This window comes from Comamonas aquatilis, from assembly GCF_965139575.1.
In the GTDB taxonomy this organism is placed as follows: Bacteria; Pseudomonadota; Gammaproteobacteria; order Burkholderiales; family Burkholderiaceae_C; genus Comamonas; species Comamonas aquatilis.
Genome location: NZ_CBCSIW010000003.1, coordinates 92,841 through 105,947, shown reverse-complemented (window position 1 = coordinate 105,947; position 13,107 = coordinate 92,841). Strand labels below are relative to the sequence as shown.

The 13,107-nt window shown below is 63.5% G+C and carries 9 protein-coding genes and 1 pseudogene; 3 read left to right on the top strand and 7 right to left on the bottom strand.

What is annotated here, in order from left to right:
* Nucleotides 1-11: 11 nt before the first annotated feature.
* Nucleotides 12-860 (bottom strand): TauD/TfdA dioxygenase family protein, encoded by an 849-nt coding sequence (locus ACNAZA_RS05530; protein WP_415795452.1) that lies wholly within the window; start codon nt 858-860, stop codon nt 12-14.
* 154 nt (nt 861-1,014) lie between these two features.
* Between ACNAZA_RS05530 and ACNAZA_RS05525 the strand changes: the two genes are divergently transcribed.
* Nucleotides 1,015-2,028, top strand: a complete 1,014-nt coding sequence (locus ACNAZA_RS05525) for an AraC family transcriptional regulator (protein ID WP_415795451.1) — start codon at nt 1,015-1,017, stop codon at nt 2,026-2,028.
* A gap of 77 nt (nt 2,029-2,105) precedes the next feature.
* Here the strand turns inward: ACNAZA_RS05525 and ACNAZA_RS05520 are convergent, their stop codons facing one another.
* On the bottom strand, nt 2,106-3,317 hold the full coding sequence (locus tag ACNAZA_RS05520; protein WP_415795450.1) for a M20 aminoacylase family protein: 1,212 nt from the start codon (nt 3,315-3,317) through the stop codon (nt 2,106-2,108).
* Between the two features lie 223 nt (nt 3,318-3,540).
* Between ACNAZA_RS05520 and ACNAZA_RS05515 the strand changes: the two genes are divergently transcribed.
* Entirely contained in the window at nt 3,541-5,601 is a 2,061-nt protein-coding gene (locus ACNAZA_RS05515; protein WP_415795449.1) for a molybdopterin-containing oxidoreductase family protein, read from the top strand.
* A 177-nt stretch (nt 5,602-5,778) separates the two neighbouring features.
* Complete coding sequence (locus ACNAZA_RS05510; RefSeq protein ID WP_415795448.1) at nt 5,779-7,359, top strand: sensor domain-containing diguanylate cyclase; 1,581 nt, start codon at nt 5,779-5,781, stop codon at nt 7,357-7,359.
* A gap of 196 nt (nt 7,360-7,555) precedes the next feature.
* Here ACNAZA_RS05510 and ACNAZA_RS05505 read toward each other — a convergent pair whose 3' ends face one another.
* The 5 genes and pseudogenes from ACNAZA_RS05505 to ACNAZA_RS05485 all read right to left on the bottom strand — a co-directional run bounded on the left by ACNAZA_RS05505 (nt 7,556) and on the right by ACNAZA_RS05485 (nt 13,040).
* The gene (locus tag ACNAZA_RS05505) at nt 7,556-9,184 is read right to left on the bottom strand and encodes an MFS transporter (RefSeq protein WP_415795447.1); all 1,629 of its coding nucleotides are present in this window, start codon (nt 9,182-9,184) and stop codon (nt 7,556-7,558) included.
* Nucleotides 9,174-9,584, bottom strand: a complete 411-nt coding sequence (locus ACNAZA_RS05500) for a DoxX family protein (RefSeq protein WP_415795446.1) — start codon at nt 9,582-9,584, stop codon at nt 9,174-9,176. The genes ACNAZA_RS05505 and ACNAZA_RS05500 overlap by 11 nt, the downstream gene beginning before the upstream one ends.
* Before the next feature lies 1 nt (nt 9,585).
* Nucleotides 9,586-11,455 (bottom strand): annotated as a pseudogene (locus tag ACNAZA_RS05495) (amidohydrolase).
* Between the two features lie 104 nt (nt 11,456-11,559).
* Nucleotides 11,560-12,237 (bottom strand): isochorismatase family protein, encoded by a 678-nt coding sequence (locus ACNAZA_RS05490; protein ID WP_415795445.1) that lies wholly within the window; start codon nt 12,235-12,237, stop codon nt 11,560-11,562.
* 83 nt (nt 12,238-12,320) lie between these two features.
* A complete protein-coding gene (locus ACNAZA_RS05485; RefSeq protein WP_415795444.1) occupies nt 12,321-13,040 on the bottom strand; it encodes a pirin family protein in 720 nt (239 codons plus the stop codon).
* Between the last annotated feature and the right edge of the window lie 67 nt (nt 13,041-13,107).

Sequence of the window (13,107 nt, the reverse complement as noted above, 5' to 3'; positions counted from 1 at the left end):
CGGTATCGAACTCAGTACGTGGGGGTTCCAATGATCCCGGCGCGATCCATCTTTCGATGGCATGCCGGGTAGTCCATGACGGCGTAGTGCTGCGTGGCCCGGTTGTCCCAGATGGCAATGCTGTTGGGCTCCCAGCGCCAGCGCACCTGGTATTCCGGAATCGAGGCCTGGTTGATCAGGTACTGCAGCAGACTGGAGCTGCCCTGGGTGAAGTCCTGACCCACACGCACATTCGCCGGCGTGTGGAAGTTCGTGAAATGCGAAGTGAAGCCGCTGACGAAAAGAACTTTTTCGCCCGTTTCGGGGTGGGTGCGAACCACGGGATGCTCCGCATCGGGGTACTGGGCCTTGAGGGCCAGGCGCTTTTCCAGCGGCATGGCGGCACCAAAGGTGCACTCGATGCTGTGACGGGCGCGCAGCGGTGCAATCACCTCCTTGATGTGCTGAGGCAGCCTCTCGTAGGCCAAGGCCATATTGGCCCACATGGTGTCGCCGCCCAACGGCGGGCATTCAATGCAGCGCAGCACGGCGCCCATGGGCGGAATCTCTCTCCATGTGGCATCGCAATGCCAGGAGTTTTCATACCGGTCCACGGGCTTGTCGGGCGTTTTGTAGATCTGTACCAGACCCGGGTGTTCAGGGTCGCTGCCGACGACCGGATGGTCCTCCAGTTCACCGAAGCGACGGGCGAAAGCCACATGCTCTGCACGACTGATGTTTTGGCTGCGCAGAAACAGCACCTTGTGCTGGAGCAGGGCCGTCCTGATCTCCGAGAAAAGTTCGCCATCGTGCACTGCGTCCGCCAACTGCACACCAAGCAGCTCTGCACCAAGGGCACAGGTCAGAGGGTTTATCCGCATAACTGTCTCCTACACTTTTAAGTCCGGGCTTTTTCGCAAACTGCGCCGCCCGGTCAATCCACTGTAGAAAACCTGTGTCACATAGGTTGTGCATTTCATGCCGCCTGCTGTGCATCTCATGCCAGAATCCCGCTGCCCTTTTGGTGGAGCAGTCATGGTCAACTTGGTACGTGCAGCGTCTCTGACTAATTTTTCCGAACTCTTCAGTGAACTAGGGGGAGACCCGGATACGGCCATGCGCCGTGCCGGCCTGCGCCCGGCCCTGGTGCGCGAGCAAGACCAGTTGATCGATGTGCGGCTCGCCGGACGCCTGCTGGAAGACGCGGCGAAAACCACGGGTTGCACAAACTTTGGCCTGCGCATGGCGCAGTCGCGCCAGGTCTCCAATTTCGGCGTGGTCAGCCTGCTGCTGCTGCATCAGCCCACGCTGCGCACGGTGCTGAGCGCGTTGATCGAGCATGCACATCTGCTCAATGAATCGCTGCTGGTTCACATGGAAGATGTGAACGGTGTCGTGGTGCTGAGAGAGGAGTTCACCATCTCCGAGGCTTTTCCGCAGTCCATGGAGCTGGCGATTGGTGTGCTGTTTCGCACCTGCGAATTCTTGTTGCGCGAACGCTGGCATCCTCAGCGCGTTTGCTTCAGCCACGCCGCCCCGATCGATACCAGCCTGCACAAGCAGCTGTTCCGTTGTCGCGTGGAGTTTGATGCCGATTTCAATGGCATTGTCTTGCGCACCGAAGACATGGAGACGGCCAACCCCATGGCCGATCCGGTGCTGGTGCGCTATGCCAAGACCATGGTGGACACCACCCAGCAGGGCCGGCAAGCCTCGGTCGCCCAACTGGTGCGCAAAGCCATTTACCTGATGCTGCCTTCGGGCAATGCCACCTGCACCAGTGTCGCTCAAGGTCTGGGGCGTAGCGTACGAACGCTGCAGCGGGAACTCGATAGCGAAGGTGTCAGCTTCAGCGACCTGCTGGTTGAAGTCCGTTACGAGCTGGCGCAGCGCTACGTCCGCAACCCTGACTATTCCGTTGGCCAGATCGCCAACCTGCTGGGCTACAACAGCCACAGTGCCTTCACGCGCTGGTTCAGCAGTCTTTTTGATTGCTCACCCGAAACCTGGCGCGAAAAACATATCGCCCCGCGCAGACCAAGCAGGTAAATTCAAGCGCTCGGCACCTGACAGCGGAGCCTTGATCGGGACAGGCATTCAGACAGAATGCCCGTCGCCGCAAAAAATCAGCTGCGTGTCGGATTGGCCAGCCAGCGCTGCGCCAGCTTGACCCAGAAAGTACCACCCAGCGGAATCAGCGTGTCGTTGAAGTCATAGCTGGGATTGTGCAAGGTGCAGGGCCCGCCGCCATGACCCAAGGCGCGGTGGTCGCCATCACCATTGGCGATAAAGCAATAGGCTCCGGGCTTTTCCAGCAGCATGAAGGCAAAGTCTTCCGCGCCCATGGAGGGTTCCTGCGGCAGCACGCCCTCATCACCCAGCATCTCGCGCATCACGGCCTGGGCAAACTCGGCCTCGGCGGCAGTGTTGATGGTGGGCGGATAGTTGCGCACAAACTCGAACTCGCATTGCGCGCCATGGGCGGCGCACAAGGCCTTGCTGACCTGCTGCATGCGCTGCTCGATCATGTCCAGCACCTCCAGCGAGAAGGTGCGCACCGTGCCCTGCAGTTCCACGCTGTCGGGCACCACATTTGTGGCTTCGCCCGCATGGACCATGGTGACGGAGATCACGCCGGCCTCGATGGGTTTGACGTTGCGGCTGACAATGGTCTGGAAAGCCATGATGAGCTGGGCCGTCACGGGCACGGGATCTATCACCATATGCGGCATGGCCGCATGGCCGCCCTTGCCGCGCACCACGATCTTGAACTCGTTGCTGGAAGCCATGGCCGGCCCGGCCCCCACGGCCATGGTGCCAGCCTTCATTCCCGGCCAGTTGTGCATGCCAAATACGGCCTGCATGGGGAACTGGGTGAACAGGCCGTCCTTGACCATTTCACGCGCACCGCCGCCGCCCTCTTCCGCAGGCTGGAAGATGGTGTAGACCGTGCCGTCAAAGGAGTCGCGGTGGGCCGCCAGATACTGCGCTGCCGCCAGCAGCATGGCCGTGTGGCCGTCATGGCCGCAGGCATGCATTTTTCCTGCATGCTGGCTGGCATGGGCAAAGGTGTTGAACTCCTGCATGGGCAGGGCATCCATGTCGGCACGCAGGCCCAGAGCCTTGCCGCTTTGGCCGCCATCGCGGCCGTGGATGATGCCCACCACGCCGGTCTTGCCCAGACCGCGGTGAACGGGGATACCCCAGCCGCTCAGCGCGTTGGCAACCAGGTCCGAGGTTCGCAGTTCCTCGAAACACAGTTCAGGGTGGGCATGAATTTCGCGGCGCAGGGCGCTGATGGCCTCTGCGCTGTCTTGAAGCTCTGGCAGCAAAGTCATGAGCTTTCTCCTTGAGATCGTCAATGTAAAACAAGCACATCATGACCCAAAGCGCGCCGCGCTGCGACCCATGCCGAAGAGACCTCAGGCACTGGCTGAGACCACGCAATTGACGCCTCATTTTTTTGCGTCCTGACAGGGCTGAGCGCCGCATAATGAAGCGCGCAAAAATCCATGAGCCGGCTCCAACCACCCGAGAGCGGCCCGTCAACCGCCCCACGCCATGCCTCACTCCTCCGACGCTCCCGTTCAAGTCATAGGCGCCTGCCCGCATGACTGCCCCGATACCTGCTCGCTGGTGACTACGGTGTCCCAGGGAGCTGCCATCAAGGTGCAAGGCAACACCGCCCACCCGCACACCGGCGGCGTGCTCTGCGCCAAGGTCAGCAAGTACACGGAGCGCAGCTATCACGCCGATCGCGTGCTGCAGCCTTTGAAGCGCAGCGGCCCCAAGGGCAGCGGCCAGTTCGTTCCCGTCAGCTGGGATGAGGCGCTTGCCGACATCACCCAGCGCCTGCACGCGATTGCTCAGCGCGATCCCGAAGCCATACTGCCCTACAGCTACGCCGGCACCATGGGCATGGTGCAAAGCGAGAGCATGGACCGGCGTTTTTTTCACCAGCTGGGCGCCAGCCTGCTGGACCGCACCATCTGCGCCAGCGCCGGCAGCGAAGCCTTGGCCCATACCTATGGCGGCAAGCTGGGCATGCGCGTGCAGTTCTTTGCCGAAAGCCGGCTGATTCTGATCTGGGGCAGCAACTCCATTGCCAGCAATCTGCACTTCTGGCGCTATGCGCAAGAGGCCAAGCGCAATGGCGCCAAGCTGATCTGCATCGATCCGCGCAAGAGCGAGACCGCCGACAAATGCCATGAACATCTGCAGCTGCTGCCAGGCACCGATGCCGCGCTGGCCCTGGCGCTGATGCATGAACTCATAGTCAACAACTGGCTAGATGAAGACTATATTTCCCAGTACACACAAGGCTGGGATGCTCTCAAAGCAAGAGCACTGCAATGGACACCCGAACGCGCAGCCGCCGTCTGCGGTCTGGCGGAGGAACAGATTCGCTCTCTGGCGCGCGACTACGGCACCACCGAGCACGCCGCCATCCGCCTGAACTACGGCATGCAGCGCGTGCGCGGTGGCGGCAATGCCGTGCGCGCCATTGCCTGCCTGCCAGCCATGATCGGCGCCTGGCGCCACCGTGCCGGCGGTCTGCTGCTGTCCAGCTCGGGCGTTTCGCCTTTCAACCGGCCGCAGTTGCACATGCCCCAACTGCTGGGCGAGCGCCGTCCGCGCACGCTGAACATGAGCCAGATTGGCGATGTGCTGCGGCACCCCGGCGACGCCGAATTCGGCCCCAGGGTCGAAGCGGTGGTGGTCTACAACAGCAACCCCGTGGCGGTGGCGCCCGAATCGGCCAAGGTAGCCAAAGGCTTTGCCCGCGAGGACTTGTTCACCGTGGTGCTCGAGCATTTTCTGACCGACACCGCCGACCATGCCGACTATGTGCTGCCGGCCACCACCCAGCTCGAGCATTGGGACATCCACGGCAGCTACGGCCACACCGATGTGCTGCTCAACCGCCCGGCCATTGCGCCAGAAGGTCAGGCCCGCAGCAACGGCCAGATCTTCCGCGACCTTGCCGCACATATGGCGCGGCTGGACCCGGCCTTTGCTGCGCCCCATTTTTCAGAGTCGGATGAAGCGCTATGCCGCGCAGCAGTTGCGTATACAGCTATTGATTTTGAAGAGTTGCTGGAGCGCGGCTTCGCCAATATTCCGCTGCCCGACGCGCCGTTTGCTGAAGGGCACTTTGCCACGCCCTCGGGCAAGTGCGAGTTCGACAATCCCCGGCTGGCCCAACTGGGCATCAACACCTTGCCCGACTACCTGCCCAACTACGAGCCACCCACGGCCGAGTTTCCTCTGGCCATGATCTCGCCGCCGGCGCGCAACTTCCTCAACAGCACCTTTGCCAACGTGGCCAGCCTGCAGCGCATGGAAGAGCGGCCGCTGCTGGAGCTGCACCCCGACGATGCCGCCGCGCGCGGCATCGCCGATGGCGATACCTTGCGCGTCTTCAACGCCCGGGGCGAGCATATCTGTCACGCGGCCATCAACGGCAGAGCGCGCCCCGGCGTGGTGGTCGGGCTGGGCATCTGGTGGCGCAAGCAGGGCCTGAACGGCACGAATGTGAACGAGCTAACCCACCAGCAGCTCACCGACATAGGCCGGGCACCCTGCTTTTACGACTGCGCCGTCCAGGTTCAGCGGGCCTGACCCCGCCGGACTTACTGCACCTGGCAATTACCTGCAGCAGGCACAGCTTGCGCATCCGCCCATAATGCAGACCTTGGGTCAAAGTGGCGCCGGGCCGGATGCGGCGCGCCCGCACATTGAATGAATTCAACCGTCATGAGTAACTGAGGGCCGCAGATGCCAAACACGAGCTACAAAATGGATCTGCGCCGCCTGATTCTGGTGCTGACCATCTGCAGCGCCCTGATCCCGTTCGCCAACACTTTCTACGCCGGCTATCTGGTGCAGCGCCAGCAACTGATAGACAACACGCTGGAAGGCCACTATGCCTATGCCAACAAGCTGGCCCGCAGCACCGATGATTTTCTGCAGTCCGCCCTGCAGCAGCTGGACTACAGCGCCAAGCTACTGGGACCGCACATGGGCGACGAAAACTACCTGAGCCAGGAGGCTACGCGCCTGCGCCTGCAGACCAAGAGCTTCAACTCCGTCACTGTCCTCGACCACACCGGCTATGTGCTGGCCACCTCGCCCGATACCTTGCAGATCAAGGGCAAGACACTGAAAAGTGCCAACGTGCTTGAGGCTCTGGAGACCAAGAAGCCGGTGATCAGCTCGCCCTATCTGGCTATCACGGGCAATTTCATCATTTTCATTTCCCAGCCGGTTTTTGCGGCCGACGGCAAGTTCCTGGGCGTCGTGGGCGGCAGCATCTACCTCAAGCAGGAGAGCATGCTGGACACGCTGCTGGGCTCGCACTTCTACCACGACGGCTCCTACGTCTATGTGGTGGACAAGAGCAAGCAAATCATCTATCACCCCGACGGCAAGCGTGTGGGGGAAAGAATTCAGAACAATGCCGCCATCGAACAGCTTCATGAGGGCGAATCCGGCCACGTTCCGCTGGTCAACAGCCGGGGCGTGGAGATGCTGGCCGGCTATGCCATCGTGCCCTCCACGGGCTGGGGCATCGTGGCCCAGCGACCCAGAGCCGCCACTCTGGCGCCGCTCAACGAGCTGATGCGCTCCGTGCTCTACAAGACCCTGCCCATCGCCATCATCATGCTGTTGGTGATCTGGTGGAGCGCCCGCCGCATTGCCAGCCCTCTGCGACAGCTGGCCAATGGCGCACACGACATGGACAAGCCCGAAACCGCGCAGAACATCCAGTCTGTCAAGTCCTGGTATTTCGAGTCCCATGAACTGAAAAAAGCCATGATCAAAGGCATTGGCCTGTTGCATCGCAATATCACCAAGCTGCGCGAGGACGTTAACACCGACCCCCTCACCGGCCTGGGCAACCGCCGCCATCTGGACGCAGCCATTGCCGAGTTTCAAGCGCAGAGCATTCCGTTTGCCGTGGTGGCCCTGGATATAGACCACTTCAAGCGGGTCAACGACGGCTTTGGTCACGATGCCGGCGACGAGGTACTCAGGCTGCTGGCCCTGCAGATGCGCGAAGTTTCGCGACTGGACGATGTTCCCTGCCGTGTGGGAGGCGAAGAGTTCCTGCTGCTGCTGCCCAAGGCACCGCTACACAGTGCGGCCCAGGTGGCAGAACGCCTGCGTGCGCTGGTGGAGAGCACGCCGCTGCCCGCTGTAGGCCATATCACCGTGTCCCTGGGTGTGTCGGCCTGGCCGGATAGCGATGCCGATATCAAAACCGTCTTCCAGCAGGCCGATGCCATGCTCTATACCGCCAAGCGCGGCGGCCGCAACCGGGTCGCGATTTACGGCCACAGCGTCAGCCCCAGCACACAGTCCGCAGCCCTGATCTGAACATCGCTGCGGCGCACAAGGAGAAATCGCAATTCAATAGCACCTTGCGCTTACTGGATATCGGTTTGAAGCCAATTCAACATAAAAAAGGCCTGGAATGCCCGGGCTTTTTTTATGTTGAAGTCATTCATGTGATTGAACACAGCTGAGTCCTGCTGCGCATGGTTCGAATCGGCAATGAACGCCGATTGCATGCTCAGTGACCAGCCATGACAGGCTCGGTCTGGGCGCTGCGGCCGTCCAGCGCCAGGAAGTGGTGGACTACAGGCTTGTCTGCCCCCTGGTGGTAGCGCAGCGCAGCGGCCTGCAGGTCGGCATCGGCCTTGGAGACGCGGCCATGCTGGCGCAGATGCTCGGCCCAGGATTCGACCAGGAACCATTCGATCACCCGGCCCGACTCGCCCGTGTGCTCGGCCACCCCCCAGGCATAGGCCCCATCGCGGCGCCGTTCCTGGGCCACCTGCTGCATGGCCTGCAGAAATGCGGGCAGGTCCTCACGGGCGATCTGGTACTCGATCTGGATCATCACCGGGCCACGGTCGTGGGCCACAGGCTCGACCAGCAGCGGCTCGGGCCAGTGGTTGGACGGCTGCAGGTCAGCCTCGCCGGTGGGCAGCTTGATGCGGTGGAAGGTCAGCGACACCACCACCAGGCCCACAGCACCGATCAGCAGCGTGACCGGCAGGCCCATCTGACCGGCAATCAGACCCCAGCCCAGGCTGCCCAGAGCCATGGCGCCGTTAAACACCATGAGGTAGATCGCCAGGCCGCGGCCACGCACCCAGTTGGGCAACACCGCCTGGGCCACGCCGTTGAGCGTGGTCAGCGCAAGAATCCAGCCCAGGCCCAGCACCAGCATCAGCACCACGGCCAGCCACTGGGGCGGCGCCAGGGTCAGCACGGCCATGACAAAGGCCGTGACCACCGAAGCCAGCAGCACCAGGCCGTCGGTATCGAGGCGCTTGCGCAGTTGGGGCAGCAGCACGGCGCCCAGAATGGCCCCTGCGCCCACAGCCCCCAGCATCACGCCGTAGAAACCGGCCGTGCCGCCCAGCATGCGGCGTGCCACCAGGGGCAACAAGGCCCAGACCGCGCTGGCGAACAGGAAGAACACGGCGGCACGCAGCAGCACCACATGCAGCTCGCGGCTGGCACGGGCATAGCGCACGCCGGCCCGGAAGGCACCGAAGAACTGCTCGTTCAGGCCCGAGGCTTCGGCCTTGGGGCGTTTCCACCAGATCAGGGCGGCGATCACGAACACATAGCTGAGCACATCCAGGCCGTAGGCCGCAGCGGCACCGAAGCTGGCCAGCAGCAGGCCGCCGGCAGCCGGACCGATGGCACGGGCGATGTTGATGCCCAGGGAGTTCAGGGCCACGGCGCTCTTGAGTTCGCTGCGCGGCACCAGCTCGGGCACGATGGACTGCCAGGTCGGCCCCATGAGGGCGGCGCCTATGCCACCCACAAAGGTCAGAGCCACCAGGTATTCCACCGTGAGGGTGTTGGTCTGGGCCAGCACCAGCAGCGTTCCGCTCACGGCGCCCAGCAGCACCTGCACCCCGATGAGGAAACGGCGACGGTCCAGGATGTCGGACAGCACACCGGCAGGAATGGCCAGCAGAAAGACAGGCAGCGTGGCCGCCGTCTGGATCAAGGCCACGGCCGTGGGGCTGCTGGACAGCTCGGTCACCATCCAGGCGCTGGCCACATCGCGCATGAAGCTGCCGATATTGCCCAGCACCGTGGCGGCCCACAGCACGGCAAAGACAGGGATTGCGAGCGGCGCGAAGCTGCCCGAGGTGTTAGTGGTTTTGTTATCCGGCACGGTGGCCTCCCAGGTCGTGCCAGGCGACGAGCAGCATGCCGCCCACCAGGCCCCAATGTTCAAAGAATGCGTTGGCTGTGCGCTGGCGTTCGGCCCGCGGCGCAGCCCAGAAACGATCGGCCAGCAAGGCCGCGGCCACGGTAAAGGCCGCCAGCGCCAGGGCGCCCGCCCAGCGGTACCAGCCCGAGACGATCAGCGCCGAGGCACCCAGTTGCAGTGCGATGGTGGCCACCGCAATGGGCGCGGCCGGCGCCAGGCCGAACTGGCGCATCTCGGCAACAGCCCCGCCGAAGTTGCGTGCCTTGTCCACGCCGCCTTGCAGGTAGGCGGCACACAGGCACAGCAGGGCCAGCGACTGCACCCAGGGTGCGGTGGCGGCGGCGTGCAGCGCGTTGCCCATGTCACACCGCCCAGCAGGCGCAGCCCAGGGCGCCCCAGAAGCCCTTGAGGTCGGCCACGGGAGCTTGCTGCTCCAGGCCGTGGCGTGGGCATGGCCGTGCATGTTGCAGCTGCTGGCACAGCCGCAATTCGCTGCTGCATTGCGCATCACGGCCTGCAGCGGTGCGCCTTCCTGCACACCCCAGGCGCCATAGCCCTTGAAGGTGCGCACGGGCGACCAGTCGGGCATGGCCAGAGGCGGGGCCGACTCGTCCAAGTCGGCGAAAGCGCCGGCGCCGTAGACCACCTTGCCGCCCACCACCGTGAGCAGGGCCGAGGTGTCCGCAATATCGGACTCGGGGCAGGCGAAGAAATCGCGGTCAGGCACGATGAGGTCGGCCAGCTGGCCCACCTGAATGCGGCCCTTCTTGCCCTGTTCGTTGCTGAACCAGGTCACGTTCTCGGTCCACATGCGCAAGGCCTGGTCGCGAGTCAGGCAGTTGCACTGGGGCGTGAGCTGCAGGCCGCCCACGGTCTTGCCCGTGATCAGCCAGGACAGCGAGACCCAGGGGTTGTAGCTGGCGACGCGGGTGGCATCGGTGCCGGCGGACACGTTGACGCCCTTTTCCAGCATGCGCTTGACGGGGGGCGTGGCCTCCGCCGCGGCAGCGCCGTAGCGCTCGACGAAGTACTCGCCCTGGTAGGCCATGCGGTGCTGCACGGCCACCCCGCCGCCCAGGGCCGCGATGCGGTCGATGGACTTTTCGGAGATGGTTTCGGCGTGGTCGAAGAACCAGTTCAAGCCGGCCAGGGGGATATCTTCATTGACCTTCTCGAACACATTGAGGGCGCGGTCGATGGTCTCGTCGTAAGTGGCATGCATGCGCCAGGGCCAGCGGTTCTGGGCCAGGATGCGTACCACCTCCTCCAGCTCGCCTTCCATGCCCGGGGCCAGTTCGGGCTGGGGCTGGCGGAAATCCTCGAAGTCGGCGGCCGAGAACACCAGCATCTCGCCCGCGCCGTTGTGGCGAAAGTAGTCCGTGCCCTGCTTGTACTGGGAGGTGGAGGTCCAGCGCAGAAAGTCGTCCTTCTCTTGCTTGGGCTTTTGCGTGAACAGGTTGTAGGCCAGGCGAATGGTGAGCTGATCGGCATCGGCCAGCTCCTGGATCACGTCGTAGTCGTCGGGGTAGTTCTGCATGCCACCGCCCGCGTCAATGGCACCGGTCACGCCCAGGCGGTTGAGTTCACGCATGAAGTGGCGCGTGGAGTTGAGCTGGTAGTCGCGCGGCAGCTTGGGGCCTTTGGCCAGCGTGGCGTAGAGGATGGACGCATTGGGCTTGGCCAGCAGCAGGCCCGTGGGGTTGCCGGCGCTGTCGCGCAGGATCTGGCCGCCGGGCGGCTCGGGCGTGTCCTTGGTATAGCCCACAGCGCGCAAGGCGGCGGCGTTGAGCAAGGCGCGGTCGTACAGGTGCAGGATGAAAACCGGGGTGTCGGGGGCCACGGCGTTCAGCTCGGCCAGCGTAGGCAGGCGCTTTTCCACAAACTGGTGCTCGGTGAAGCCGCCCACCACGCGCACCCATTGCGGCGCAGGGGTCACATCCACCTGGGCCTTGAGCATGGCCATGGCATCGGCCAGGCTCTTCACACCGTCCCAGCGCAGCTCCATATTGAAGTTCAGGCCGCCGCGAATCAGGTGCAGGTGGTTGTCGATCAGTCCGGGCAGCGCACTGCGCCCACCCAGATCGATGCGCCGCGTCTGCGAGCCGGCCAGAGGCAGGACTTCGCGGTCGCTGCCGACGGCACTGAAGCGGCCGTGGCCGTGGGCTTGCTGCGGTCCAGCGTGGTGAAGCGGCCGTTGAACAGAATCAGGTCGGGGGTGGTGAGCTGGGTCATGGATGTCTCTGGAATTTCAGCGGCGCGAAGAGTGCGCCAGATTTCGTAGCGTGCAGACCGCAGGTGCGAGATCGGTCTGCACGACAGAAAGATGGTGCGCTCTTTTAACCCTCGTGGGCACCGAACATGGTCTTGGCGTAAGTGATGCCGATGCCGTAGCCGCCACCCAGCTTCTTGGCAATGCCCGTGGTCATGTCGTAGGTCTCGGTGCGAGCCCAGTCACGCTGCATTTCCAGCAGGTATTGCAGCGAGGTGATGGGCTGGGCGCCAGCCTGCACCATGCGGTCCACGGCGCGGTTGTGCGCTTCGGTGGAGATGTCGCCGCAGGCATCGGCGATCACAAAGACTTCAAAACCCTGATCCAAAGCCGACAGGGCCGGGCCGACGATGCATACGCTGGTCCAAAGGCCGGCCAGCACGATGCGGGGCTTGCCGATCTCGTTGACCTTGTTGATCACGGCCTGGTCTTCCCAGGTGTTCATCGAGGTGCGGTCCAGCAGGGCCTGGCCGGGGAAAGGCGCGGTCACTTCCTCGAACATGGGGCCGGAGAAGCTTTTTTCCGCCACGGTGGTCAGGATGGTGGAGGCGCCGAAGCCGGCGGCGGCCGAAGCGACAAGGGCAGCGTTGGAGCGCAGCTGCACGGGGTCGATGGAGTGCGTGGCAAAGGCCATCTGCGACTGGAAGTCGATCATGATCAGCGTGTGGTCATGGGGATTGAGCAGCTTGGCACCGGGCTTGGCGACAGCGACGGGACGGGCAATGGCAGTGTTGGCGTTGGTCATGGTGATACTCCGGGTGAAAGCGAAAGCGAGGTTGAAGGAGAAACAAGAAAGCGGTGTGAAAACAGGGGGCAGACAACAGCTGCTTACAGAGCAGGCAACTCTCGGGGGCGCAGGTCAAAGACCAATACCTCGGCCTGCTCGCCCTGATCGAAGCGCAAGGCACCGGCGTTGCGGATGCGGGCGCCGTCACCTTCGGACAGGCGCTCGCCATTGACATTCAGGCTGCCACGGGCCACATGCACATAGACGTGGCGCTCTGGCCCCACATCGAGTGCGGCGGACTCGGCACCGTCGAACAGGCCGGCATAGACCCGGGCGTCCTGGCGCACGGCCAGCGTGCCGTCCTGACCTTCGGGGGCGATGATCAGACGCAGGCGACCACGCTTTTCGGCCTCGTCCACATGGACCTGCTGGTAGCGCGGGGTGGCGCCGCGTTCGCCGGGAACGATCCAGATCTGCAGAAAGTGCACGGGGTCCTGGGCCGAATGGTTGAACTCGCTGTGCTGCACGCCGGTGCCGGCGCTCATCATCTGCACGTCGCCGGGGCGGATCACCGAGCCCGTGCCCATGGAGTCCTTGTGCTCCAGAGCGCCGTCCAGCACGTAGGAGAAGATTTCCATGTCGCGGTGGCCATGGGTGCCGAAACCCTGGCCGGGGGACACTTGGTCATCGTTGATGACCAGCAGGTCCGAGAAGCCTTGCTGGTTCAGATCACGGTAGTGGCCGAAGGAGAAGGTGTGACGCGATTGCAGCCAGCCGTGATTGGCGCGACCGCGGTGCTTGGATTGGCGAATTTCGAGCATGGAAATCTCCTGTTGATTCGATGAATTTCACACTTCCTGCGGAGAGCCATCTTGGCTTTTTCTCTGC